The 23,791-nt window shown below is 69.7% G+C and carries 23 protein-coding genes; 10 read left to right on the top strand and 13 right to left on the bottom strand.

Annotated elements, in window-relative coordinates:
* Positions 1-42: 42 nt before the first annotated feature.
* From ACFWI9_RS15200 to ACFWI9_RS15190, 3 genes are all read left to right on the top strand, one after another.
* On the top strand, positions 43-1,029 hold the full coding sequence (locus ACFWI9_RS15200; RefSeq protein ID WP_387162087.1) for an ROK family protein: 987 nt from the start codon (positions 43-45) through the stop codon (positions 1,027-1,029).
* Positions 1,029-2,174 carry an N-acetylglucosamine-6-phosphate deacetylase gene (gene nagA / locus ACFWI9_RS15195; RefSeq protein ID WP_387162086.1) on the top strand — a complete coding sequence of 382 codons (1,146 nt, stop codon included), beginning with the start codon at positions 1,029-1,031 and terminating at the stop codon, positions 2,172-2,174. The genes ACFWI9_RS15200 and nagA overlap by 1 nt, the downstream gene beginning before the upstream one ends.
* Before the next feature lie 118 nt (positions 2,175-2,292).
* On the top strand, positions 2,293-3,237 hold the full coding sequence (locus tag ACFWI9_RS15190) for a 1-phosphofructokinase family hexose kinase (RefSeq protein WP_387162084.1): 945 nt from the start codon (positions 2,293-2,295) through the stop codon (positions 3,235-3,237).
* A 31-nt stretch (positions 3,238-3,268) separates the two neighbouring features.
* Here ACFWI9_RS15190 and ACFWI9_RS15185 read toward each other — a convergent pair whose 3' ends face one another.
* Together ACFWI9_RS15185 and cdgB are read right to left on the bottom strand one after the other, a co-directional pair.
* On the bottom strand, positions 3,269-4,237 hold the full coding sequence (locus ACFWI9_RS15185; protein ID WP_387162082.1) for a carbohydrate-binding protein: 969 nt from the start codon (positions 4,235-4,237) through the stop codon (positions 3,269-3,271).
* 122 nt (positions 4,238-4,359) lie between these two features.
* On the bottom strand, positions 4,360-6,150 hold the full coding sequence (cdgB, locus tag ACFWI9_RS15180) for a diguanylate cyclase CdgB (protein ID WP_387162081.1): 1,791 nt from the start codon (positions 6,148-6,150) through the stop codon (positions 4,360-4,362).
* Between the two features lie 351 nt (positions 6,151-6,501).
* Here cdgB and ACFWI9_RS15175 point away from each other — a divergent pair, with 351 nt between their 5' ends.
* Entirely contained in the window at positions 6,502-7,041 is a 540-nt protein-coding gene (locus tag ACFWI9_RS15175; RefSeq protein WP_387162079.1) for a flavin reductase family protein, read from the top strand.
* A 146-nt stretch (positions 7,042-7,187) separates the two neighbouring features.
* Here ACFWI9_RS15175 and arfB read toward each other — a convergent pair whose 3' ends face one another.
* On the bottom strand, positions 7,188-7,622 hold the full coding sequence (arfB, locus tag ACFWI9_RS15170) for an alternative ribosome rescue aminoacyl-tRNA hydrolase ArfB (protein WP_387162112.1): 435 nt from the start codon (positions 7,620-7,622) through the stop codon (positions 7,188-7,190).
* Positions 7,623-7,754: 132 nt separating this feature from the next.
* Between arfB and ACFWI9_RS15165 the strand changes: the two genes are divergently transcribed.
* The gene (locus ACFWI9_RS15165; protein ID WP_387162078.1) at positions 7,755-8,330 is read left to right on the top strand and encodes a TerD family protein; all 576 of its coding nucleotides are present in this window, start codon (positions 7,755-7,757) and stop codon (positions 8,328-8,330) included.
* A 122-nt stretch (positions 8,331-8,452) separates the two neighbouring features.
* Here the strand turns inward: ACFWI9_RS15165 and ACFWI9_RS15160 are convergent, their stop codons facing one another.
* From ACFWI9_RS15160 to ACFWI9_RS15145, 4 genes are read right to left on the bottom strand one after another with little or no spacing between them, the layout of a single operon-like run.
* A complete protein-coding gene (locus tag ACFWI9_RS15160; protein WP_387162110.1) occupies positions 8,453-9,874 on the bottom strand; it encodes a M1 family metallopeptidase in 1,422 nt (473 codons plus the stop codon).
* A gap of 54 nt (positions 9,875-9,928) precedes the next feature.
* Positions 9,929-11,044 carry a 2Fe-2S iron-sulfur cluster-binding protein gene (locus tag ACFWI9_RS15155; protein ID WP_387162076.1) on the bottom strand — a complete coding sequence of 372 codons (1,116 nt, stop codon included), beginning with the start codon at positions 11,042-11,044 and terminating at the stop codon, positions 9,929-9,931.
* Positions 11,041-12,561, bottom strand: a complete 1,521-nt coding sequence (locus ACFWI9_RS15150) for a phytoene desaturase family protein (protein WP_387162074.1) — start codon at positions 12,559-12,561, stop codon at positions 11,041-11,043. The genes ACFWI9_RS15155 and ACFWI9_RS15150 overlap by 4 nt, the downstream gene beginning before the upstream one ends.
* The gene (locus ACFWI9_RS15145; protein WP_387162072.1) at positions 12,558-13,001 is read right to left on the bottom strand and encodes a nuclear transport factor 2 family protein; all 444 of its coding nucleotides are present in this window, start codon (positions 12,999-13,001) and stop codon (positions 12,558-12,560) included. Before ACFWI9_RS15145 ends, ACFWI9_RS15150 begins: the two co-directional genes overlap by 4 nt.
* Before the next feature lie 125 nt (positions 13,002-13,126).
* On the opposite strand from ACFWI9_RS15145, the gene ACFWI9_RS15140 reads away from it, so the two are divergent.
* On the top strand, positions 13,127-13,720 hold the full coding sequence (locus tag ACFWI9_RS15140) for a PadR family transcriptional regulator (protein ID WP_387162070.1): 594 nt from the start codon (positions 13,127-13,129) through the stop codon (positions 13,718-13,720).
* Positions 13,721-13,829: 109 nt separating this feature from the next.
* Positions 13,830-14,348: a hypothetical protein gene (locus ACFWI9_RS15135; RefSeq protein WP_387162068.1), complete on the top strand. Its 519-nt coding sequence runs from the start codon at positions 13,830-13,832 to the stop codon at positions 14,346-14,348.
* A gap of 3 nt (positions 14,349-14,351) precedes the next feature.
* Here ACFWI9_RS15135 and ACFWI9_RS15130 read toward each other — a convergent pair whose 3' ends face one another.
* Both ACFWI9_RS15130 and ACFWI9_RS15125 read right to left on the bottom strand, forming a co-directional pair.
* On the bottom strand, positions 14,352-15,023 hold the full coding sequence (locus tag ACFWI9_RS15130; RefSeq protein WP_387162067.1) for a pentapeptide repeat-containing protein: 672 nt from the start codon (positions 15,021-15,023) through the stop codon (positions 14,352-14,354).
* Positions 15,024-15,086: 63 nt separating this feature from the next.
* Positions 15,087-15,326 carry a hypothetical protein gene (locus tag ACFWI9_RS15125; RefSeq protein ID WP_387162065.1) on the bottom strand — a complete coding sequence of 80 codons (240 nt, stop codon included), beginning with the start codon at positions 15,324-15,326 and terminating at the stop codon, positions 15,087-15,089.
* A gap of 217 nt (positions 15,327-15,543) precedes the next feature.
* Between ACFWI9_RS15125 and ACFWI9_RS15120 the strand changes: the two genes are divergently transcribed.
* The gene (locus ACFWI9_RS15120) at positions 15,544-16,935 is read left to right on the top strand and encodes an NAD(P)/FAD-dependent oxidoreductase (RefSeq protein WP_387162064.1); all 1,392 of its coding nucleotides are present in this window, start codon (positions 15,544-15,546) and stop codon (positions 16,933-16,935) included.
* A 239-nt stretch (positions 16,936-17,174) separates the two neighbouring features.
* Here the strand turns inward: ACFWI9_RS15120 and ACFWI9_RS15115 are convergent, their stop codons facing one another.
* Both ACFWI9_RS15115 and sigK read right to left on the bottom strand, forming a co-directional pair.
* Positions 17,175-17,924 carry an anti-sigma factor domain-containing protein gene (locus tag ACFWI9_RS15115; RefSeq protein WP_387162062.1) on the bottom strand — a complete coding sequence of 250 codons (750 nt, stop codon included), beginning with the start codon at positions 17,922-17,924 and terminating at the stop codon, positions 17,175-17,177.
* Positions 17,921-18,505, bottom strand: a complete 585-nt coding sequence (sigK, locus tag ACFWI9_RS15110; RefSeq protein WP_387162061.1) for an ECF RNA polymerase sigma factor SigK — start codon at positions 18,503-18,505, stop codon at positions 17,921-17,923. Before sigK ends, ACFWI9_RS15115 begins: the two co-directional genes overlap by 4 nt.
* 367 nt (positions 18,506-18,872) lie before the next feature.
* Here sigK and ACFWI9_RS15105 point away from each other — a divergent pair, with 367 nt between their 5' ends.
* A complete protein-coding gene (locus tag ACFWI9_RS15105; protein ID WP_387162059.1) occupies positions 18,873-20,447 on the top strand; it encodes a molybdopterin-dependent oxidoreductase in 1,575 nt (524 codons plus the stop codon).
* A 301-nt stretch (positions 20,448-20,748) separates the two neighbouring features.
* Positions 20,749-21,402 (top strand): fasciclin domain-containing protein, encoded by a 654-nt coding sequence (locus ACFWI9_RS15100; protein WP_387162057.1) that lies wholly within the window; start codon positions 20,749-20,751, stop codon positions 21,400-21,402.
* A 210-nt stretch (positions 21,403-21,612) separates the two neighbouring features.
* On the opposite strand, the gene ACFWI9_RS15095 is transcribed toward ACFWI9_RS15100, so the two are convergent.
* Together ACFWI9_RS15095 and ACFWI9_RS15090 are read right to left on the bottom strand one after the other, a co-directional pair.
* On the bottom strand, positions 21,613-22,479 hold the full coding sequence (locus tag ACFWI9_RS15095; protein WP_387162056.1) for a DUF4394 domain-containing protein: 867 nt from the start codon (positions 22,477-22,479) through the stop codon (positions 21,613-21,615).
* Positions 22,480-22,862: 383 nt separating this feature from the next.
* Positions 22,863-23,207 carry a hypothetical protein gene (locus ACFWI9_RS15090; RefSeq protein WP_387162054.1) on the bottom strand — a complete coding sequence of 115 codons (345 nt, stop codon included), beginning with the start codon at positions 23,205-23,207 and terminating at the stop codon, positions 22,863-22,865.
* Positions 23,208-23,791: the final 584 nt, after the last annotated feature.

Raw genomic sequence — 23,791 nt, 5'->3', positions numbered from 1 at the left:
GTGGACTAGACCTTTCCGGGGTCGTCGCGCCAGACTGTACACGTGAGACACGTCATCGCCCTCGATGTGGGCGGCACCAGCATGAAGGCCGCCCTCGTCAGTCCCGACGGAGCAGTGCTCCACGAGGCTCGGCAGCCCACCGGACGCCACCGGGGCGCGGACGCGGTGGTCGGAGCCGTGCTTGGCTTCGCCGACGAGCTCCGGGTGCGGGGCGAGGCCCGCTACGGACTTCCCCCGCTCGCCGTCGGCCTCGCCGTCCCCGGGATCATCGATGCCGACCGCGGCATCGCGGTCTACGCGGCGAACCTCGGCTGGCGTGACGTACCTCTGCGTGAGTTGCTCACCGAGCGGCTCGACGGCGTACCCGTCGCCCTCGGGCACGACGTCCGCGCCGGGGGGCTCGCCGAGGGCAGGCTCGGGGCCGGTCGGGGCGCCGAGCGGTTCCTGTTCGTCCCGCTGGGTACGGGCATCGCCGGGGCCATCGGCATCGACGGCGCCATCGAGGCCGGGGCCAACGGCAGCGCCGGCGAGATCGGCCATATCGTCGTACGGCCCGGAACCGCCGGAGCCCCGTGCGGCTGCGGACAGCGCGGCTGCCTGGAGACCCTCGCGTCCGCCGCCGCCGTCTCCCGCGCCTGGGCGGAGGCCGGCGGTGGCGCCGACGCGGACGCCGCCGACTGCGCCAAGGCCGTCGCGTCCGGCGACCCCCGCGCCGTACGGGTGTGGCAGGAGGCCGTGGACGCGCTCGCGGACGGGCTGGTCACCGCCCTCACCCTGCTGGACCCCGGCACGCTGATCATCGGTGGCGGTCTGGCGGAGGCGGGGGAAACCTTGTTCTCACCCCTGCGGGAGGCCGTTCGGTCGCGGATCACGTTCCAGCGGCCGCCCGCGATCGTGCCTGCCGCCCTCGGGGACAGCGCGGGGTGCCTCGGCGCCGGTCTGCTCGCCTGGGACCTGGTGACGACAGGCACAGCAAGCACGACAGGCGCAGCGAGCACGAGCAACACGACAACGGAGGTAACCGCCTGATGGCCGACCGGATGGTTCTCGCGGGCGCCCGGGTGGTCCTCCCCACCGGGATCGCCGAGAACGGGCGGGTGATCGTCGACGGAACCCGGATCGCCGGGCACGCCCCCGCCGGCACGCCCGCGACCGACCTGTCCGGACATTGGCTGGTCCCCGGATTCGTGGACCTGCACAACCACGGCGGCGGCGGCGCCTCCTTCACCTCCGGCAGCGCCGATGACGTGCTCACCGGCGTCCGCACCCACCGGCGGCACGGCACCACCACGCTGGTCGCCTCCACCGTCACCGGTGACATGGACTTCCTGACCCATCGGGCCGGACTGCTCTCCGAGCTGGTCGAGCAGGGGGAGTTCGCAGGCATCCACTTCGAGGGACCCTTCATCTCCCCCTGCCGCAAGGGCGCGCACAGCGAGGCGCTGCTGCGCGACCCCGACCCGGCCGAAGTGCGCAAGCTGCTCGACGCGGCGCGCGGCACGGCGAAGATGGTGACGCTGGCCACCGAACTGCCCGGTGGCATCGAGTCCGTACGGCTGCTCGCCGAGCACGGGGTGATCGCGGCGATCGGCCATACGGACGCCACATACGAGCAGACGGTCGAGGCGATCGAGGCGGGCGCCACGGTGGCGACGCACCTGTTCAACGCGATGCCGGGGCTGGGGCACCGGGCACCCGGACCGGTCGCCGCACTCCTCGAAGACGAACGCGTGACCGTCGAACTGATCAACGACGGCACCCATCTGCACCCCGCCGCCCTGGAGCTGGCCTTCCACCGCGCCGGCCCTGCCCGGGTCGCCTTCATCACGGACGCCATGGACGCGGCGGGCTTCGGCGACGGCGTCTACCACCTCGGCCCGCTGGAGGTCGCGGTACGGGACGGGGTGGCCCGGCTGGTGGACGGCGGCTCCATCGCCGGGTCCACGCTCACGCTGGACACGGCGTTCCGGCGGGCCGCGACCGTGGACGGGCTTCCCGTCGTGGACGTCGTGCAGGCGGTTTCGGCCAATCCGGCGCGGCTGCTGGGCGTCTACGACCGGGTCGGCTCGCTCGAACCGGGCAAGGACGCCGACATGGTGGTGCTGGACGCGGACTTCGTACTCAAAGGCGTGATGCGCAAGGGCGCATGGGTGGTCGAGCCGGGCGTTTCCTGACACCTCGCCACCGGAGGGCGGAGGGACCGGCGGAGGGGGGCTGGGCCAACCGCCGTCTCTTTGGCATGATCAGGCCCTCCAGCCATGACCACGCAGCAGTCTCCGGGGGTGTCAGCAGGTGATTCTCACGGTCACACTCAACGCCGCCCTGGACATCACCCACCGGCTCCCCGAGCTGGTCCCGGGCACCTCCCACCGGGTCGCCGAGGTGATCGAACGCCCCGGCGGCAAGGGGCTGAACGTGGCACGTGTGCTCGGCTCGCTCGGATACGAGACCGTCGTCACCGGTTTCGCGGGCGGACCGACCGGCGCCGTGCTGCGTGAGCGGCTGGCCGGACAGCCCCAGCCGCGGCCCGTACGCGACGCCCTCGTACCGATCGCCGCGAACACCCGCCGCGCCATCGCCGTGGTGGCGACGTCGAACGGCGAGACGACCCTGCTCGACGAGCCTGGCCCGCAGGTCACCGCCGACGAGTGGGCATCCTTTCTGATGACGTACGAGACGCTGCTGCGCGACGCCGAAGCCGTCGCCCTGTGCGGCGGTCTGCCGCCCGGTATCCATGTCGGCGCCTACGCCGAACTGATCCGCCGGGCCCGTGCCGCGGGCGTCCCCAGCGTCCTCGACACCAGCGGCGAACCCCTGCGCCGGGGCATCGCCGCCCGCCCCGACCTGGTCAAGCCGAACGCCGACGAGCTGGCCCAGCTCACCGGCTCCCGCGAACCCGTACGCGCGACCCGCGACGCCCGCCGCCGCGGCGCCCACACGGTGGTGTCCTCGCTGGGCCCTGACGGTCTGCTGGCCGCCACCCCCGAAGGCGTCTGGCGGGCCACCGCACCGGCGAAACCGAAGGTCACCGGCGACCCGGCCGGTGCGGGCGACGCGGCAGTCGCGGGCCTGCTGTCCGGCCTGGTGGATTCACTCTCCTGGCCGGACCGGTTGTCCCGCGCGGTGGCCCTGGCGACAGCGGCCGTCCTGGCACCCACGGCGGGTGACTTCGACCGGGCCGCGTACGAGGAACTGCTGCCGGGGGTCGCCGTGACAGAGCTGCTGCCCGCGGCTTGACGACCGCCTCGGGCCCCGCCCTGTTCACGCCTTAGTCGGGGTTCTTCGCCTCGCCCTGCTTCAGCGACACCTGGTCGAGCAGCGCGTCGCACGAGTCGCCCTGCTCGCAGGAGATCTTCAGGGTGTTGGAGCCCTGCTTGAGATTGACGTAGGAGTAGGTGCGGGTCCAGCCCTTCTCCCAGTCGCCCTCCTTGGCCTGGGCGAAGTTCGACATATTGATGGACCGCGGCTGCTCGCTGTTGACCGTGAGCGAGGTCTTGGCGTCCTTGCCGGGCACGCTGTAGGTGATGAACAGCGTGTACGTGCCGTCGGCCGGGACGTTCACCGACCAGCTTGCCGCCCCGCCGACACCGTTGAACTGCACATAGGCGCCGTTGGTGCCCTTCGCGCCCTTGATGTCGGTGCCCAGCTTCGCCGGAGGTGTGAGCTGGAGCGTCGCGGCGTTCTGCTTGGGCAGCTTCGCGGGCGGGTTCTCCTTGTCGCCCGCCTTGCCCTCCGGGTCCTCGCTCGGCTTCACCTGCTCCGCAGGGGCCTGGCTCCGGTCGGCCTTGTCCTTGTCGTCATCGCCACTCGTGATAAGCGCCACGCTGATACCGACGAGCACCACAGCGACGACCGCGATGGCGCCGGCGATCAGGCCGCGGGTGTTGGGGCCTCGGCCCCGGCCACCGTCGTCGTGGCCACCCATACCGGGTGCGGGGGTCTGGCGGGTGGGGGCGCCGCCCGGGTAGGTCTCCGGAGCGGCGTACTGCGCGCTCGGCTGGTGCGCCTGCTGACCGTAGGCGTGCTGCTGCGGTACCTGCTGGCCGTACTGGCGCTCGCCGACCGTTCTGACCTGGTTGTACGAGGTCCTGGGCACACCGGGTTGCGCGGCCGGGCCGGGGTAGCCGTAGCCGCCCTGCCGGGGAGGGGTGGCACCCTGGCGCTGCCCGTCCGCGTACAGGTAGCCGAACGGATCGTCGTCCTCAGGCGTGCTCGCGCCGTTGTTCCCGGCCGTCATCCCTGGGTCACTCCTATCCTCGCTCGCCAGCCGTCGCCGACCGGGCGAGCCTACCCCGTCCTGGTCACTCCAAGGACGGGCCGGACGCCCCGCCGGTTCCCACGCGGTTTCGGCGGCGGGAACTATCCGGCGCGGCGGTGGATCTTGGCGCGGGACCGCTTCTCGATGTACATCCGCTGGTCGGCCGACTGCAGGACCTCCTCGACGGACATCCCGCAGACCGCCCAGCCGATGCCGAAGCTAGCCCCGACCCTGACCGCCCGCCCGTCCACCCGGATCTGCGGAATGATCGCGTTGCGCAGGCGTACGGCGAGGTCAGCGGCGTCCTCGGCGCCGAGCCCGTCGGCGAGGACGACGAATTCGTCACCCCCGAGCCGGGCGACGGTGTCCCCGTCGCGCACCGCGGTCGTGAGCCGGCGGGCGACCTCGATCAGGACGGCGTCGCCGGTGTTGTGCCCGAAGCGGTCGTTGATCGACTTGAAGCCGTCCAGGTCGCAGAAGAGGACGGCCAGACCCTTGGTGCCGTCGTCGTGCTCGCTGTCGGGGGCGAGGGCGTGCACATGGTGGTCGTACGAACCGCCGGGCGCGTCGAGGTCGAAATCGAAGCCGGGACCGTAGCCGTGCGCGGGCGCGGGTGCCTCGCCGCCGTAACCGTCGTCGCCGTAACCGTGGCCGTGACCCTGTCGTGGACCGTGTCCACGGCCGTAGGCGTCCGGGTACCCGTCCGCGTCCGCGTACCGGTCCGCCTCGGCGTATCCCTCACCGTCCGCGTACCTCGGCCCGTCCGCGTACCTGTCCCCGTATCCGCCGCTTCCGTATCCGGACAGCCCCGGGTTCTCGCAGAGCCGGGCGCTGAGCCGGGCGCGCAGCTCCGCGTTGTTGGGCAGGCCGGTCAGGGCGTCATGACTGGCCCGGTGGGCGAGCTGGAGCTCATGGCGCTTGCGCTCCTCGATGTCCTCGACGTGGGTGAGCAGGAAGCGGGGCCCGTCCGTGGTGTCGGCGACGACCGAGTTGCGCAGCGAGACCCAGACGTAAGAACCGTCCCGGCGCCCCAGCCGCAGCTCGGCCCGGCCGCCTTCGGCAGAGGTGCGCAGCAGGGTGCCCACGTCGTCGGGGTGGACCAGGTCGGCGAAGGAGTAGCGGCGCATCGCGGACGCGGGGCGGCCCAGCAGCCGGCACAGGGCGTCGTTGGTGCGCAGCAGCCGCCCGTGCTGGTCACCGCCCATCTCGGCGATGGCCATACCGCTCGGGGCGTACTCGAAGGCCTGCCGGAAGGATTCCTCACTCGCCCGCAGGGCCTGCTGCTCGCGTTCGAGGCGGACCAGGGCGCGCTGCATGTTTGCCCGGAGGCGGGCATTGCTGATCGCAATGGCGGACTGGGAGGCGTACATCTGGAGGGCTTCCTGCCCCCAGGCGCCGGGCCGCCGCCCGTTACGGGGTTTGTCGACCGAGATCACGCCGAGGAGCTCCCGCCCGCTGCCGGACGCGTACATGGGCGCGTAGAGCCGGTCCTGCGGATGCCACTCGCCCTCGAAACGGGGCTCGGGCCCTTCGGTGTACCACTGCGGAACGTCGTCCTCCAGGAGCACCCAGCCCTCGGTGTGGGGTATGAAGCGGAGCTCGCCCCACTCCTCCCCCATGGACAGCCTGCGCTCCCAGGAGGCGCGGGAGCCGACCCGGCCTGTGATCAGGGCTTCGGCCGCGGAGTCACCGGCGAAGGCGGCGACGACGAGGTCCCCGTCGGGACGCACCAGATTGACGCACGCCAGTTCGTAACCGAGGCCGGCGACGATGCCGTCGGCGACGGACTGCAAGGTGTCCGCCAGGCTGCGGGCCGTATTGAGGTCGGTCACGACCTGGTGCAACTGCCGCAGGGTCGCAAGACGGACGTACGGCTCCGACTCGGTCTCCATCGCTCGCTCTCCCCGCGACCTCAACAGCTGCGTGACTCCAGGGTTCTCAGTCGGTCCTCTCTATGGCCTGTCCACGCCACTGAATCACAGCGCGCTGCCCGCTCGGTACACAGGGTCAACAATTACCGTCCTCTGTGACTCAAGTCACATTGAATGATGAACGGTCAGATTGCGGGGTATGCGGAACCCCCACGTTCACCGAACGTTCTTCAACGCAAATCCGGACTCAAGTCCTAGGACTTGACTGGTCCCCTGGCCCGATGTGGCCGCGACAACCACGAGGTTAGCGTTCCGATTGTGCTCCCGACGACTCAAGCCCCCCATACCGCCGGTACGTCCGCAACCACCGGCATGCCCATCCCCCATCCTGAGGGGGTGAGCAACGACGAGTTCCGCGCCGCCCTGTCCCGCCTGGCGGCAGGCGTGGTACTGGTGACCGCGCATGAGCCCCCGCTGAGCGAGACCGGCCCGGGCGGCGAGGACGTCGGCATGACCGCGACCTCGTTCACCTCGGTGTCGCTGGACCCCCCGCTGGTACTGGTGAGCCTGCGCAACGGCTCACGCATGGACGACCTGCTCGCCGAGCAGCCCCTGTGGGCGGTCTCGGTGCTCGCGGAGCAGCAGCGCCATATCGCGAGCCGGTTCGCGATGAAGGCACGTATCAGCGACCGGCTGCTGTTCCAGGACATCCCCTGGACGCGGGGCGAGGTGTGCGGGGCGCCGCTGGTGGGCGGTGCGCTGGCGGCGCTGGAATGCCGCACCGAACAACGGGTGGAGGCGGGTGACCACACACTGGTCATCGGCCTGGTACTGAAGGCCACCCTGCCCGGCGCGGAGAGCGGCGGCGGTCCGCTGGCGTACTTCCGCGGGAAATACCGCCACCTGGGCTGAGGCCGACGAACCGGCACGAGCCGTGGCCTGACGGGCGCGCACGGGCGGGGCCGGGCTGAACGACCGGGCCACGGCTCAGCGCCTGGGCCAAGGCCCACGACCGCCGCGGCTGAACGACCGGGCCAGGGATCAACGAAGCCGGGGGCTCACCAATCCCGCCCGCTGCGCCCCCGCTTGGTCTCGGCACGCTGCTTCTTCTCCCGCAGCCGCCGCTCGTTGATCCCGCGAGGGATCTTGGTGGCCCGCCGGGGACGCGGCGGCGGCGCCGTGGCCTCGGCGAGCAGCGCGGCCAGCCGCACCGCCGCCGTCTCACGGTTGCGCCACTGCGAGCGGTGCTCCGATGCGCGTACGGCGATCACGCCATCGTTCAACCGCGACGCGAGCCGCTCAAGGGCCCGGGCCTTCCACACCTCGGGCAGCGCCTGGGTCGCCGCGAGGTCGAAACGCAGCTCGACCTGCGAGTCGCTGGTGTTGACGTGCTGCCCGCCCGGCCCCGACGAGCGCGAGAAACGCCACATGAGCTCGGCCTCCGGGAGGGAGACGGAGCCGCGGATGGGATAGGGACCAGACATACGTCCTATGGTCGCGCCGGTGGAGGAGCCCCGTCACCTCCTTTTCACACATCACCTTGTTGCGGGGAACCGCTCCGTCCACCCCCCGCGTTAGGAAGGATGAGGTACCCACTCGATCAGGAACCAGGAAAGGGACTTCCCATGGCTGTAAGCCTGTCCAAGGGCGGCAACGTCTCCCTCACCAAGGAGGCACCGGGCCTGACCGCCGTCACGGTGGGCCTCGGCTGGGACGTCCGTACCACCACCGGCACCGACTTCGACCTCGACGCCTCCGCCATCGCGGTCAACGCGGGCGGGAAGGTCGTGTCGGACGGCCACTTCGTCTTCTTCAACAACAAGGCCACCCCGGACCAGACGATCGTCCACACCGGCGACAACCGCACCGGCGAGGGCGGCGGCGACGACGAGCAGATCAACGTCAACCTCCAGGGGCTCCCGGCCGACGTCGAGCGCATCGTCTTCCCGGTCTCCATCTACGACGCCGAGAACCGCACCCAGAACTTCGGCCAGGTGCGCAACGCCTACATCCGCATCGTCAACCAGGCCGGCGGCACCGAGATCGCCCGCTACGACCTGAGCGAGGACGCCGCGACCGAGACCGCGATGGTCTTCGGCGAGCTCTACCGCAACGGCGCGGAGTGGAAGTTCCGCGCGGTCGGCCAGGGTTACGCCTCGGGCCTGGTGGGCATCGCCCAGGACTTCGGCGTCAACGTCTGAGCAACCGCCAGGGGAACCTGAACCAGGAGCCCGGTGAGGCCCCCGTCGCGACACCCGCGACGGCGGCCTCCGCTTGTGGGCCCGTCCGGCTTGTGGGCGATCCGGCATATGGGCGGTCCGGCTTACGGCCGGTCCGGCTTGGCGTCCCCGTAGAGCCACGTGTCCCACAGCTCCGTCAGGTCCTTGCCCGACTCGCTCTCCACATACGCGACGAAGTCGTCCGTCGACGCGTTCCCGTGGCGGTGCTTCTCCGCCCAGCCCTGCACGATCTCGTAGAACGCCTCGTCCCCCACCGCCTCGCGCACCTTGTGCAGCACCATCGCGCCCCGTTCGTACACCGGATCGCCCAGGAAACGCTCCACATCCGGCTGCTCGGCGGGCGGGAAGTCCCAGTTGGACTCGGTGTCGTACGCCTCCCGGAAGCTCTCGCTCGCCGGGGTGTCCTCGAAGTCCTCCAGGTACAGCCACTCGGCGTAGGTCGCGAAGCCCTCGCTGAGCCACACGTCCTGCCAGGTCGCAGGGGTGACGGAGTCGCCGAACCACTGGTGGGCGATCTCGTGGACGAGGGTCGGGGCGTTGAAGGAGGCCTCCGGGAAGGTGGCGCGGCTCTGGGTCTCCAGGGCGTAGCCGATGTCGTCGGAGCGCTCGACGATCGCGCCGGTCGAAGTGAAGGGGTAGGGGCCGAAGTTGTCGACCGCCCAGTCCGTGAGCTCCGGGATACGGGCCAGCAGCTTCGCCGCGCGCGGGGCCACGGTCTCGTCGACCGCTGTGTAGACGGGTACGCCGCCGTCCGCCGGGCGGTACGACTTGGTGACGTACGAACCGATACCGATGGTCGCGGCATGGCTGGCCATCGGCTCGGCCGAGCGCCAGACGAAGGTGGTGCGCTTGCCGTCGGGGGTGGGCCGCTGTGAGCGCAGTTCGCCGTTGGAGACGGCGGTCAGGCCCTTGGGGACGGTGATGGTGGTCTCGTAGGTCGCCTTGTCGCTGGGGTGGTGGTTACCGGGGAACCAGGCCATCGAGCCGGTCGGCTGGCCGAGGGCGACCGCGCCGTCCGCGGTCCGCAGCCAGCCCTCCTGGGACTCGTCCTGGTCGGTGATGGTGCGCGGGGAGCCGGAGTAGCGGACGGTGGCGCGGAAGGTGCTGCCTTCGGCGATCTCGTCGCGGGGGCGCAGGGTGAGCTCGTCGCCCGCGCGGTTGACGGCCGCGGGGGCCGTGCCGACGGTCGCGGAGTGCACGGTCATCCCATGGAGGTCGAGATTGAACGCGCTCAGCCCCTGGGTGGCGCGTGCGGTGATGGTGGCCGTGCCGGAGAGGTTCCGCGTCTTCGGGTCGTAGTCGAGCGTGAGCGCGTAGTCGCTCACGTCGTAGCCGCCGTTGCCCAGCTTGGGGAAGTACGGATCGCGCAGCCCGACCGCGCCCGGTGTGCCCTCGACCCCTGCGCCGAGGCTCTCCGGCGCGGTGCACCCCGCACCGCCGAGGGCGATCAGGGCGACTGCGAGGGCCAAGGGGCGGGCGGTACGGGGGCGGGATCGCTGACGCAGGTGCACGCCAGCGATCCTATGCCCGGAATGTCATACTCCGTCGGTCGGGCCGCCTCAGATCTCGATCTCGACATCCGTGAGCGGGTACGCCACACAGCTGTGGGTGTAGCCGAACCGCTCGTCCGCCATCCGCAGCCGCGCCTCCTCCGCCGTGTGCGTCTCGCCGCTGACCACCCGCACCACGCACATCCCGCACTCGCCGGACCGGCATGCCGCCTCGGGCCGTATGCCATGGTCCTCCAGCGCGTCGAGCAGCGGGCGGTTGCGGGGCGTACGGAAACGGGTACCGCACGCGGTGACTGTCACCTCCTCCGTGCCGTCCGTGCCGGCCGGCCAGTGCGGCTGGGCCTCGGGGCGCGCGGGCGCGCCATTGGCCTCGAAGCGGATACGGCGCCGCGGGTGGCCGAGCGACGCGAGTTGCCCGAGCACGTACGGGTACATCGCCTGCGGCCCGCAGACGTACACCATCCGGCCGTTCAGCGGCCCGGTCAGCTCGCTGATCGTCACGGCCGTGAGCAGTCCGCCGATGACATGGTCCACCCGGATACGGGCGGGGTTGGCCGCGGCGAGGGCGGCGAGCTCGTCGTGGAAGATGACGTCTTCCACGTCGCGCGAGCCGTAGACCAGATGTACACGGCGCGAGGAGTCCTGCCCCTGGTCGGCGATCTCGCGGAGCATGCTCATGGCAGGCACCACGCCAGAGCCTCCGGCGAGGAACACCAGGTCATCGCCGTGGAACAGCGGGTTGTGGTGGAAGGTACCCATGGGGCCGGTGGTGGTGAGCCGGTCGCCGACGGCGAGGGTGTCGATGAGCAGGTTGCTGATCCGGCCCTCGGGGACACGCCGCGCGGTCAGCTCGTAGTACTCCGCGTGTGTGGAGGGGCTGGACGCGATGGCGTACGGGCGGCTCGTACCGTCCGCGAAGACGTTGACGTACTGCCCGGCCAGGAACGGCGGCAGCGGCTGCCCGTCCTCGCGCCGCAGCCGGAACGTGCGGGTGCTCGCCGTCTCGACACGGATGCCGCCGACGACGAGCCGCAGCCGCTTGGGGTGGTGGCCCTCGACCGTCCCGGCCGGGGCCTCCTGGACGGACTGGGTGGCGAATCGGCGGTCGATCTCCGCCTGGATCTCGTCATGGCCGTCGTAGAGCTCGGCCAGTGGGTGCTTCATACCTGCGCTCCCTCGGTCTCCGGCTTGCTTTCGAGAAGTCGGCGAGCGACCGCCGCCCCGGACTGGAGAGTGGGCTGGAACCCGCACATGCCCACCCAGGCACCCGCCAGACGCAGTCCGGGCACATGGCTTTCGCGGTGGATGCCGCGGAACGGCCAGCCATCGGCGGCGTCCTGCTCGTAGCCGTAGAACGCCCCGCCGGGATGGCCCAGATAGCGCTCCATCGTCAGCGGAGTCGCGACATCCACCTCCTCGATCGCGTCCCGTGCGCCCGGGGTGATGGTCTCCAGGAGGTCGAGCAGGCCTTCGGCATAGGCGAACTTGGCGCGGGCGTACTCGGCCGGGGGGAGACCCTGCCAGGCGTCCGCGTACTGGAGCGTCATCAGGCTGACATGGCTGGCACCGGAGGGTGCGAAGCCGATCGGCTCGACGTCGTAGCAGGACGCGGCGATCCCACGCACCGGCTCCGGGAAACCTCGGCGCATGGCGGCGAAGGTGCGGTCGTCGTCCATGTCCACGTTCACGAAGTTGGTACTCGCGGTGAAGCCCAGCTCGGCGGGCGTCGCGTCCAGGCCCATGTGCAGCACGAAGCCGGAGACTCCGGGACGCCGGGTGCCGAGGTCGCGGGTGGCGGCAGCGGGGACGGGCAGGCCTTCGAGCATGGCGTAGGTCGCGGGGAGCGAGACGTTGGACACCACCTCGGCGGCGTTCACCCGCTCACCGGTGTCCAGCCGCACGCCCGCGACCCGGCCGCCACTGGTGCGGATGCCCGTGACCGCGGTGTTGAGCCGGACCTCGCCGCCCGCGCGCTGGAACGAGTCCAGCAGCGCCCGCGACAGCATCTGCGAGCCGCCGCGTATGTGCCACGGTTTGAACTCCAGATAGGCGAACAGCACCAGCGCCAGGTCCTGGAACGGCAGCCGGGACGGGGGCAGTCCGAGATAGCCCCAGTACGCGCCGAGCACCGACTTGAGGCGGTCGTCGGCGAAATGGGCGTCCAGCACCTCCTTGTACGGGCGCAGTCCCTGCCGGAACAGGAGCGGGTCGACCTGCTCGGCCGGCAGCCCGTCCATCGCGGCGACCTGCCAGAAGGTGATGTCGCGTACGAGCGCGAAGAACCTTTCGATACGGGCGCGGTTGCCGGGGAAGGCCGCTTCGAGGGCATCGGTCGCACCCGACCAGCTCGCGGGCAGCGTCACGTCGTACATCCCGGGCACCACGGCCCGGTACAGGTCGCGCTCCTCGACGAACTCCACGCGATCGGCGACGTCCAGCGAGGCGAGCAGCGGACGCAGCGAGAACGCCTGGCCCTCCCTTCCGAGCCCGGAGAGCTGGTGCAGGGCGACCTCGAACTCGAAGCGGCCGCGCCGGAAGGATGTCGCACAGCCGCCGGGGATGTTGTGGCGCTCGACGAGCAGGGTGCGGGCGCCGGCACGCTGGAGGGTGACGGCGGCGGTCAGACCTGCGTTTCCGGCTCCGATGACGACGACGTCGTACTCGAGGTCGCCGTCGCTCATGACTCGACCGCCGCGGACTCGGCCGCAGAGTCGGTCGCCGCCCCGGCGGCCAGCGCCGCGGCCTCCCGGCCGATCGCGTCGAACCGGGCGCCCATCGCCTCCGAGAGCGCCTGGGCGGCGGACAGCGGCCGGACCATGACCATGAAGTCGTCGACGAGTCCGTCCTCGTTCATATGCAGGAAGTCGCAGCCGTTGATCTCGCGCCCGCCGACCTTGGCCGTGAAGACGAGCGCGTGGTCGCGGCCGTCAGCACCGTTGATCTCGCGGACATAGCGAAAGTCCTCGAAGACCTGGATCACGTTGCGCAGGATCGCGGTCGTTATCGGCTTGCCCTCGTACGGGCGGAAGGCGACCGGGCTGGTGAAGACGACATCGTCGGCGAGCAGCGCGGGGAGGGCGGCGTGGTCACCGGACTCGACGGCCTGACGGAACGGATGCATGGCGGATTCTCCCTGGCCCTTGGGCGGCGCCGCCGGACAGCCGGTCCGGCGCACGGCACCTCTTGATACTCACTTTTTTGAGTAGGTGTAAATGAGAGTAATCACATCGGTGCTAGCGTGTCCAGGTGTCTCTCAAGTACGCGGTCCTCGCAGCGCTCCTGAACGGCGAGGCGTCCGGCTACGACCTGGCCAAGGTCTTCGACGTGGCCGTGGCGAACTTCTGGTCCTCGACGCCGCAGCAGCTCTACCGGGAGCTGGACCGGCTGGCCACCGACGGACTGATCGAAGCCCGCGTCGTCCAGCAGGAACGACGCCCCAACAAGCGCATGTTCAGCCTCACCCCGACCGGACGGGACGCGCTCCACACCTTCACCCTGACCCCGCCGCGCCCCACGACCATCCGCGACGAGCTGATGGTGAAGATCCAGGCGATGGACGAGGCGGACCCGGACGCGGTACGCGTACTGATCGAGGAGTGCCTGGAACGGATCAGCGACAAACTCGCCCGCTATGAGCGGCTACGCGACCGCATGCTGGACGGGCGCACCGAGGACGAGTACCTGATCGAGGCGGAACAGGTCGGCCCGTATCTGACGCTGATGCGCGGACGCGCCTTCGAGGAGGAGAACGTCCGCTGGTGCGAACGGACCCTCGAAGTCCTGGCCGCCCGCGCCGCCCGGCGCGGTGCGGCACACGGCAGCGCGGCACAGGGCGGCTGAGGCAGCGCACCGTGAAGGAGCGGGGACGGCGGGGAGCGGAGCCGCGGCCGAAGCGGGATCAGCGGCAGGCGCGTGAACGCGCCCCGGGCGGGCGTGACACCATCAAGGCGTGCTCGACATCGGCTACTCCCTCTCCCGCCGCTTCCCGGACCCTCCGCAGACCGACTACCGGCACGCCGACGTGCACGCCCTGCGGCACGACCTCTTCTGCGGAGACGTCTACCTCGCAGACACCAAAGAGGACCGCGAGGTCTCCACAGCCTGGGGATGGGTACCGGTACTCGACTTCGCCTGGGCGCTGTGCGACATCGTCGAGCACCTCGACCGCGACCCCCTCGGCTCCCGTGCCTCCCGGCCCCAGTACGCCGAGCTGGATTTCACCGAGTCCACCGACCGCATGCTCTTCGAGCGCCGCTTCGGCTGGGTGGACGTCGAAGCCGACTGGATGCCCGGCGACGAGCCGCCCCTCACCTTCAGCCACAGCGAACTGCGCCGCGAGGCACGCGACTTCCTGCACGACCTGATCGCCGACCTCACCGACCTCCACGACGGCCTCGCCGACAACCCCGTCGTCTGGGACCTCCAGAGCCGCTTCCCCCGCACCCCAGCCGCCCCGCGCAGCACCTGAGGCTCAGGGCTCCACCCGCAACCCGATCTGCGCCGCCAGCACCGGCGCCAGATCCAGCAGCTGCGCCGGGCTGATCACCGCACCAGCCAGCCGCTCCACACCCCTGGCGATGTCCAGCTCGGCCGCCTGCCGCAGATCCACGTCCCGCATCGCGGCCCCGCTGAAATCCGCCCGCCGCAGGGCACAGTCCCGGAACTCCACCCGCGTCAGCTCCGCCGCACCGAAGTCGGGCTCGGACAGCACGCACCCCTCGAAGACCACATCCTTCAACCGGGCGCCCCGCAGATTCAGATAGTCGAACTTCCCTCCCCGCACCAGCACCCGCTCCAGCACAGCCCCGTGCAGCTGCACCCCGCCCATCCGCGCGTCCACGATCTCCGCGTCCCGCAGCGACGCCCCGGAAAGATCAGTCCCCACGCCCCGTACACCCATCAGCACAGAGTCGATGAACCGGGCACTGACCAGCGCGGTCCCGTCGAGCAGGCACTCCCGCAGCGCGCAGTCCAGGAACCGAGCCCCGGCCCCCTCCTGACCCGAGAGATCCAGCCCGGCCAGCTCGAACCCGTCGTAGTCCCCATCGGGCTCCAACCGCCGCCCGTCCTCGTACGGACGCAGCGGCGGCAGTCTCACCTCAGGCCGCCGGGCCGCCGTCTGCTTCCTCGTCCTCTGCCCCATGACCACATGGTGGCCCACCCCACTGACAACCGGGCGAGAGCACGGCGGACGGCCGCCGCCCGGCTATCGCTCCGAGCCCGTGCCGCCCCGGTACGACTCGTTCCTGAGCACATCCCCCAGGTCGCCCAGAGACCCGTCTGCCAGAGCGTCGTCCTGACCGGAAGCCTCACGCGAAGCCCGCTCGTCACCGGCACCGCCACCACCATCGTCGGAAGCCCCACGGCCCGCCTCCCGCGCATGCCGCTGCTTCTCCTCCTCAAGGTGCTTCCGGATCTGTTCGGGCTTGTCTCCGAGCTGGTCCATGACCATCTCCCTCGTCAGCGCCCCCAGCCCCCGGCCACGCCGCAAGAGTCACACAGCTCCGCCCACCCCGCACCCGCAAACAGCCCGACCTGCACATCCGAGATCTCGATCATCAACAGACCGTTATGGTCCACACCCGACCGCTCATCGCCAAAAACGATCCGGAGCAGTAACGTCCGGCAGACAACGGACCACGCCACCCACCGGCAGGGAAGACATGAACACCGTCAACGGCGGCATCTCGTTCTGGTACGCACAAGAAGGCGTCCCCGCGCCCCGAGAGCCCCTGCCCGGCGACACCACAGCCGACGTCTGCATCGTCGGCGGCGGATACACCGGCCTGTGGACGGCCTACTACCTCAAGAAGGCGGTCCCCTTCCTCAACATCACCCTGCTCGAAGCCAGGTTCTGCGGCTACGGCGCCTCAGGACGCAACGGCGGCTGGCTCTACAACGGCATCGCAGGGCGCGACCGCTACGCCAGACTCCACGGCCACGAAGCCGCGGTACGCCTCCAGCAGGCCATGAACGAGACCGTCAGCGAGGTCATCGGCACCGCCCGCGCAGAGAACATAGACGCCGACATCCACCAGGGCGGCGTACTCGAAATCGCCTACACCCCCGCCCAACTCGCCCGGCTCAGAGACTTCCACACCGTCGAAATCGCCTTCGGCGAGAAAGACCGCGAACTCTACGGCGCCCGCGCCACCGCCGAACGCATCCGCGTCGCCGGAGCCGTCGGATCCAGCTGGACCCCCCACGGAGCCCGGATCCACCCCGTCAAACTCGCCAACGGACTCGCCGCGGCCGTCGAAGCACTCGGCGTCACCATCCACGAGTCCACCCCCGTCACCGAGATCAGACCCAAACACGCCGTCACCCCCTACGGCACCGTCCGAGCCCCCTACGTACTGCGCTGCACCGAAGGCTTCACCGCCTCCATCGCGCACCAGCGCCGCACCTGGCTCCCCATGAACTCCTCCATGATCGTCACCGAGCCGCTCCCCACCGCGCTCTGGGACACCATCGGCTGGGAAGGCCGCGAAACCCTCGGCGACATGGCCCACGCCTACATGTACGCCCAGCGCACCGCCGACAACCGCATCGCCATCGGCGGACGCGGGGCCCCCTACCGCTACGCCTCCAACACCGACAACGACGGCCGCACCCAACCCGCCACCGTCGACGCCCTCCGCGCCATCCTCACCCGCTTCTTCCCCCAGCTCGCGCACGTCCGCGTCGACCACGCCTGGTCCGGCGTCCTCGGCGTACCCCGCGACTGGTGCGCCACCGTCACCCTCGACCGCTCCACCGGCCTCGGCTGGGCCGGCGGCTACGTCGGCTCCGGCGTCGCCACCGCCAATCTCGCCGCCCGCACCCTGCGCGACCTCATCCAGCAGGACTCCGGCCAATCCGGCCCCACGAACCTGACCGCCCTCCCCTGGGTCAACCACAAGGTCCGCAAATGGGAGCCCGAACCCTTCCGCTGGCTCGGCGTCCACTCCCTGTACGCGGCCTTCCGCGCCGCCGACCGCCGCGAACTCGCGGGACGCAGCACGGAAACGGACCGCATCGCGACGCTCGCGAACAGGATCTCGGGGCGGCACTGAGAGGTGCTCGGGCCGCTGTCCCTGATACGACGCGTTGTGCCCCGGATCGGAATGCCCCGGGCACGACGTATACGAAGCCTGGTTCGAACCGACGCCCGGCCGCCGCAGAGGTCACACACTCCTCGATGCCAGCAATGGATGCAAAAGACCCCCTCTTGTCGTCCCGCTCCACCTGTACTCCGCCGCCGAAGGCGAAGCGGATCGGCGGCCGTCACATGGCGTACGGCTGGTGCGTCCGGTCATGTGGGAAGCGTGAGGAGCATCAGAGGCGTGGTGGTGGGCTGGGGTGATCCGCCGTCGGGTTCGATGGTGAGTCCGATGGCGGTGGCGTGGGTGAGGTTACCGTCGATGGCGACGGCCCCGTCGTGTTCGACCAGTCCGGCCGGGTGCATGGTGCCCTGTTCGGCGTACCAGAGCTGGTAGGTCTTGCCCGTTTCCGGCCTGGGTAGGCCGGTCCCGACGAACACCGCCTTCCCCAGTCGCCTGGACGCGATGACCGAAGTGGTGGCTCCATTGGTAGTGCGACCCTGGACGGTTCGGGCGTCGGAGGCGGACATGACCGAGCTCAGGTCATCGAGTTGCCGGGTCGCCTGCTGCGCCTGTCGTTGTGACTTGGTGCTCTGCCGGTGCTGCCAGGCGGCGACACCGGCGAGCGTGACGGTCGTGACGAGGCTGGCAGCGATGAGGAGGGGGCCGGTCCTGCGCATTCTGGCGAAGATCGACGTGACGCGCGGGTTCGGCACGGGCACACGTGGAGGCATCTGGCGCACGGATTCGATGCCTCGCATCACGGAATCCCGCATAGCCCGCGGGGCGGGGGTATTCACCGCTGCGGCGAGACGGCCAGCGGTGGCGGAGAACCCGTCCACCTCATCCCGGCATGGGGCACATCGCGTGAGGTGGGCCTCGAGCACGTCACGCTCGTCGTGTGGGAGCGCGTCGAGAGCGTAGGCGCCGGTGAGGGTGTGGAGTTCTTCGAGTGTCTTCATGCGGTCACCCCCATGCAGTCGCGCAGCCGGATGAGCCCGTCGCGCATACGTGTCTTGACGGTCGGAAGCGGTGTGCGGAGGGTTTCCGCGACTTCGCGGTAGGTAAGCCCCTGGTAGTAGGCGAGCGTGACCGCTTGCCGCTGGATTTCGGTGAGTGTCTTCATGCAGCGGCGTACCTGCTGACTCTGCAGCCGGGTCTCGACCCGCTCGGCGACGTCGTCGTAGGGCCGCTGCACTTCGCGCACGGCGTGGTCGTGGTCGCGGGTGGCGGTTGCTTCGGCCGAGCGGACCCGGTCCACGGCCCGGCGGTGAGCGATCATGGTGGCCCAGGCGTGGACGCTGCCCTTGCTCGGGTCGTAGCGCGGGGCACGCCGCCACAGGTCGATCATGACCTCTTGCGTGACCTCTTCGGACTGGGCCCGATCGCGCACGACCTTGAGGACGATCCCGAACACGGTGTCGACGACGGCGTCGTAGAGAGCGGCGAACGCTTCCTTGTCGCCGCACGCGACTTGCCGCATGACCTCGCCCAGCCGGAGCTCCTCCGGGGCCGGCGGGCCAGAAGAAGCGGGTTCACTCAACGGGATTCCTCTCATCGCTGGTGGGCCGCCTCGCACAGGCGGCCCCGTTGCCGGGCGGGATGCTTCCATGGCATGACAGTCCTTCGGTGATCAATGAATAGAAATCAGAGAATGTACGCATAATGCGGTAGACGCTGTTGCGCCTCCTACGTCACTACTTCGCCGCGCTCGGGCCAACGGATGGGTGATTCGGTTCCCGGACGTTCGACCGTGTCCGGCGTGGTGCGGACGCCGAACCGCACGCGATCGGCAGACCTGATGGCCCGCGCCTGCCGATGGGCATATAGGGGCCGCGACCGGTGCCCACCGGACAGTTGCGTTCACCGGCGGAGGCAAGCCGACGGATCAGTCGCCGCGAAGGACAGGTGTGAGCATCAAACGAGTAACTCTCATCCGTGGGGCTCTGGCGGGCGCCAGCGGTCTGCTGGCCGCGTTCTCCGCGCTGGCTGTGGCGGAACTCGTGGCAGCGTTCGTGCGACCGGAGTCCAGTCCCGTGGTCGCGGTCGGCGGTGCGTCGATCGACGTCACCCCGGCGCCGGTGAAGGACTGGGCGATCCGCACCTTCGGCACCGATGACAAATTGGTGCTGCAGGCGGGCATCCTCACGGTACTGGCACTGTTCGCCGTGGCAATTGGCTTGTTTGCCCTGCGTCATCGTCGCGTTGGCGCTCTTGGAGTCCTGGTCTTCGGTGTGCTCGGAGCGGCTGCCGCGCTCGGGCGGCCGGATTCGGTGTCGTGGGCCGACGCCCTGCCATCGGCGGTCGGGGCACTAGCCGGTTCCACAGTGCTCTACGCCCTGGCCGGCAGTCTCACCGGCACCGGCACAGCGGTGACGCCGAGCGAACCGGACGGCTGGGACCGCCGCGGTTTCCTGATCGCCGCCACCGCGGCAGCCGTCGCCTCCGCCGGAGCCAGAGCACTGGGCCGGGGACTGACCCGGGCACGGAGTGGGGATGTTGCCGCGTCACGCGAGTCAGTCACCTTGCCTGCCCCCGGGTCACCCGCCCCCGCCATCGCCTCGCGTGCCGAGCTGCGCATTCCCGGGATGCCTCCCTTCACCACCCCGAACAAGGACTTCTACCGGGTCGACACCGCACTCGTCGTGCCGAAGGTCGATGCCATGGCCTGGCGCCTCAGGATCCATGGCAAGGGCGTCACCAGCCCCCTCAGCCTCACCTTCCAGGACCTGCTGGCAGGTGAACTTATCGAGCGGGACATCACCCTGACCTGTGTGTCCAACGAGGTCGGCGGCCGTTACGTCGGCACCGCACGCTGGATCGGCGTACGCCTGGCGGACCTGCTCCTGCGAGCGGGAGTCCAACCACCATCGCGAGGGGGCCCGGCCGATCAGCTGGTGGCCCGGTCCGTCGACGGGATGACCCTCGGCACCCCCGTCGCGGACGTGATGGACGGCCGGGACGCCATGCTCGCCATCGGAATGAACGGCGAACCGCTGCCCTTCGAGCATGGCTTCCCCGTGCGGATGGTCGTCCCCGGGCTGTACGGATACGTCTCCGCCTGCAAGTGGATCGAGGACATCGAACTCACCACCTTCGACGCGTACGACCCCTACTGGGTCAAGCGGAGGTGGGCCCGCAAGGCCCCCATCAAGACGCAGTCCCGCATCGACACCCCCAAGCCCTTCGCCCGCCCGGCACCCGGCACGGTGATGATCGCCGGAGTCGCCTGGGCCCAGCACCGGGGCATCGACCGCGTCGACGTACGGGTCGACGACGGCCCCTGGCATCGCGCCGACCTCGCGACCGAACACACCACCGACACCTGGCGCCAGTGGTCCCTGCCCTGGCAGGCCACCACCGGCACCCATACCCTCACCGTCCGCGCCACCGACCGCACAGGCGAGACGCAGACGGAGCAGCGAGCTCGCACCATCCCCGACGGGGCCAGTGGCTGGCACAGCGTGGTCGTGACGGTCACCTGACAGGAATCGATGCGAACTTCCGTTCGCGGTAAGGCGCTTGCGGGTGATATCTCGCCGTTCCACGCGCTCCACCAATCCGCCTGGCGCCGCGCACCGAATCCCCAGTGTGACGATCAATCGGACAGTCCTCGCACACCGTCGGCACGAGGGCGCCGCCAACCCCGGGATCGCTTCCGGGCTCTGATCTCCGCGAGTCCTCACAGGGCAAGCGTCACCGGACAGCGCTCACCCCTTGCCGAGGTCGTCCCACGCACCCAGGCCGCTACTCAATGCAATCGATCAATTACTCAGGAGTGTTCTGATGACTGCCTTCCGCTTCCGTCGTGCCGCCGTCGCTGTCGCCGCGGTCGCCGTTCTGCCGCTCGCGCTGACCGCGTGCGGAGGTGACGACTCCTCGAAGTCCGCCGCGGACAAGGGGGCGTCGGCGCCGGCTGAGGAGAAGTCGACCCCGGCCATGGACGATGCCGCTCCGGGCGGCGACGGCCCGTTCGGACCTGCCTGTGCTTCGGTACCCAAGGACGGAGCCGGCTCCTTCGACGGCATGGCCCAGGACCCGGTGGCCACCGCCGCCTCCAACAACCCGGCCCTGTCCACGCTGGTGGCCGCAGTGAAGAAGGCCGGACTGGTCGACACCCTCAACAACGCGCAGAACATCACCGTGTTCGCGCCGACCAACGACGCCTTCGCCAAGATCCCGAAGGCCGACCTGGACAAGGTCCTCGCGGACAAGGAGATGCTGACCAACATCCTCACGTACCACGTGGTCGGCCAGAAGCTCACGCCGCAGCAGCTGGAGAACGGCAGCTACGAGACCCTGCAGAAGTCGACACTCTCCACCAAGGGATCCGGCGAGGACTACACCGTCAACGACAACTCCAGGGTCGTCTGCGGCAACGTGCCCACCGCCAACGCCACGGTCCACATCGTCGACACCGTGCTCATGCCGAAGTCCTGAACAGCCAACCGCCCTTGACGAGTACCCCCCGACTGTTCACCTGGCACGGCGGTAACCGTGCCTGGTGAACAGCGCAGCGGCCTGCGGGAGACAAGCGCGACCTCAAACCCCAAGGAGGCCGTTGCTCCCGCGGAAGGTGGGTATCCGGCTCCTGTGCTCGCGAACCGATCGAGCTCATCCCGCCAAGACACCTACTGCCGAACGGGATTGCTATCGCTTGTTGATGGGCACCGCCAGGTCCTCGACCTGGTGGTTCGCCGGGAAGGCACCCTTGCTGGCGGCCTTCCCGGTGAGGAGATCCACCCCGTACAGGCGGAACACGCCGTTGGTTTCGAGAGCGGCGAAACCGTGGTTGGTTCCGCGCTTGGCGTCGTAGTAGATGTCGAATCCCGCGTCAGGTCCGGCGTCTACGCCGAGGCTCCCCGTGGGCGCCAGGGTGCCCGCGTTGGCAGGGGACTGCAGGGACACACGGTCGGCCAGCGTGTCGATGTCGAACAGGGTCGTGGCCGTTGCCCCGTTCAGATCGTTGTTGGTGTAGGCCGCGGCGGTCACACCCATGGCGGTCGAAGGCGGCATCGTCGGGTTGGTCAGCGTGCCGTCCACGATCGTGGTGAACGGCGCTGCGGGGTCGTCGATGTTGTGCCGGAGGTTCTGCCCCGTGTCGGAGATGATCCGCAGCCGGTTGGCCGCCGGGTTGAAGTCGACTCCGAATGACGTGCCGGACAGAGCGACGGTGAGCTGGGAGACCTTCGTGGCCACGGCAGTCCGCGTGTTCAGGGTGTAGATGCCGCCCTGGTCGCCGACGCCGTAGAGCCAGCCGTCCTGGACCCGGTAGTCGATACCGACGAGTTCGGTGTCCCCGGACAGGCCCGTGACCCAGCCCAGGGAACGGGCCCGTGAGGGCCTGTCCACGTCGAACTGCACCAAGCGCTGATCGGTCGTCAGCCCGACCGCCGTCATTCCGCGCCAGCCGGAATCACCGAAGACGAACGGGACGACAGGGTCTGCCAGAGCCGCTGGAGCGACGCATGAAGCAGCCAGAACCATGGACAGGACAAGCGACGTGCGCGTACGCATACCGTACCTTTCAGTGGGGTTGAGGTGGTCGCCGCAACAGAAACGAGGCGACCGGTACATGAGAATTCACCGCGAGTCTCGGTGAAATGGCAGGAGTTACGGGCCGAGGCATCCGCACGACTGAATCAAGGAGTTCACGCTGCCCCAGTCGGAGTTGCACAAGTCGAGGCAGCATGGGGCACCCACGGCCGGATCCGAAAATCCGAGTTCGCCTCGCCGTCGAGGAACCAGTGACGCCTATTCTGCCCTGCAGGTCGACCGGAAATCGTATTCCCGTATCAGGGCATTCAGGGCGTGTCGCGGGAATAGCGCACCGCACAAGACGCCCGTTGGAGGCAGCCCTGCACCGCAGGGAACCCGGACTGGACCGCCGGTGAGCCGGTTCAGCCCGGCAGCCAGCCCAGTCCGAGGACGTCAGCCCAGCAGCAGCCCGGTCCGAGCAGCCCACGGTGCACGCCGGAAGCACCCCAGGCGCCGCCCGCAGTGCTCCGCGTGTGAGAACTCATGGCTCCGTCGGGGCCGGCCATGACATCGCCCGCGGCGCAATACGCCCCGCCGAAGGTCGTCCCGGTGGACACATAACTGGTGGAGGCACCCGCAGGGCCGACACCCGTCGTGCGCTGATCGTAGGAGTCGGCGCTGGCCGCGCCTCCCGCGAGAATCACCACGGGAGTGACCACCGCAGCGACCACCGCAGCGACCACCGCAGCATGGAGAATATTACGCACAGGACTTACCCCTTCTCTCGTTCGCCTTCTCAGGCCCAAAACCGAGCTTGCAGTCGTGATTCGACACCGATGCGATTCCGGATGGGGGAACTTCCCTTTCCCCAGCAAGCGTTCGAACCATTTGCCCAGGACGAAGGATGGATTCGAAAAATCACTGTCACTCGCCCGGCGGAACGCAAGAAGAACAACCGATAGCCGCTACGAGACAGACAAGCCGGATCCGCGAGACCTCTAATCCAGACCCATTCCACACGGTCGCGTGAGCAATCAGCACGCTGAGCCTTGTCCGGCACGGATCCCGACTCGGAGTCCGTCACGGGTGATGCTGGCCCGTCGAGGGGTGTCCCGGAGATCAACTCCCCATCCGCTCATGCATCGCTCACGCAAACGGCCCCGGACGGGTAGTCCGAGGCCGAATAGGAGCCCTCCCTGAGACACAGGAAGAGGGAGTGAATGTCGGGGCCCCCCCACCCCCCCGCGCGGGGGGGGTGGGTGGGGGGGGGGGGCCCCCCCCCCCCCGGGCCCCCCCCCCCCCCCCCCCCCCCCCCCCCCCCCACAACACCCCCCCCCCCCCCCCCACCCCG

It is taken from the genome of Streptomyces sp. NPDC127084 (assembly GCF_042724175.1).
GTDB lineage: Bacteria > Actinomycetota > Actinomycetes > Streptomycetales > Streptomycetaceae > Streptomyces.
Note: the sequence above shows the minus strand (reverse complement) of the source record. Positions and strands in the feature narration are given on the sequence as shown.

Excerpts from the sequence above, each read along its gene's own strand:
- ACFWI9_RS15150 (WP_387162074.1), bottom strand. The coding sequence starts at position 12,561 with ATGAGCGACGGCGACCTCGAGTACGACGTCGTCGTCATCGGAGCCGGA.
- ACFWI9_RS15155 (WP_387162076.1), bottom strand. The coding sequence starts at position 11,044 with ATGAAGCACCCACTGGCCGAGCTCTACGACGGCCATGACGAGATCCAG.
- ACFWI9_RS15125 (WP_387162065.1), bottom strand. The coding sequence starts at position 15,326 with ATGGACCAGCTCGGAGACAAGCCCGAACAGATCCGGAAGCACCTTGAG.
- cdgB (WP_387162081.1), bottom strand. The coding sequence starts at position 6,150 with ATGGAGACCGAGTCGGAGCCGTACGTCCGTCTTGCGACCCTGCGGCAG.
- ACFWI9_RS15115 (WP_387162062.1), bottom strand. The coding sequence starts at position 17,924 with ATGAAGACACTCGAAGAACTCCACACCCTCACCGGCGCCTACGCTCTC.
- ACFWI9_RS15175 (WP_387162079.1), top strand. The coding sequence starts at position 6,502 with ATGCCCATCCCCCATCCTGAGGGGGTGAGCAACGACGAGTTCCGCGCC.
- ACFWI9_RS15095 (WP_387162056.1), bottom strand. The coding sequence starts at position 22,479 with ATGCGTACGCGCACGTCGCTTGTCCTGTCCATGGTTCTGGCTGCTTCA.
- ACFWI9_RS15145 (WP_387162072.1), bottom strand. The coding sequence starts at position 13,001 with ATGCATCCGTTCCGTCAGGCCGTCGAGTCCGGTGACCACGCCGCCCTC.
- ACFWI9_RS15130 (WP_387162067.1), bottom strand. The coding sequence starts at position 15,023 with ATGGGGCAGAGGACGAGGAAGCAGACGGCGGCCCGGCGGCCTGAGGTG.
- ACFWI9_RS15100 (WP_387162057.1), top strand. The coding sequence starts at position 20,749 with ATGACTGCCTTCCGCTTCCGTCGTGCCGCCGTCGCTGTCGCCGCGGTC.
- ACFWI9_RS15120 (WP_387162064.1), top strand. The coding sequence starts at position 15,544 with ATGAACACCGTCAACGGCGGCATCTCGTTCTGGTACGCACAAGAAGGC.
- nagA (WP_387162086.1), top strand. The coding sequence starts at position 1,029 with ATGGCCGACCGGATGGTTCTCGCGGGCGCCCGGGTGGTCCTCCCCACC.
- ACFWI9_RS15185 (WP_387162082.1), bottom strand. The coding sequence starts at position 4,237 with ATGACGGCCGGGAACAACGGCGCGAGCACGCCTGAGGACGACGATCCG.
- ACFWI9_RS15165 (WP_387162078.1), top strand. The coding sequence starts at position 7,755 with ATGGCTGTAAGCCTGTCCAAGGGCGGCAACGTCTCCCTCACCAAGGAG.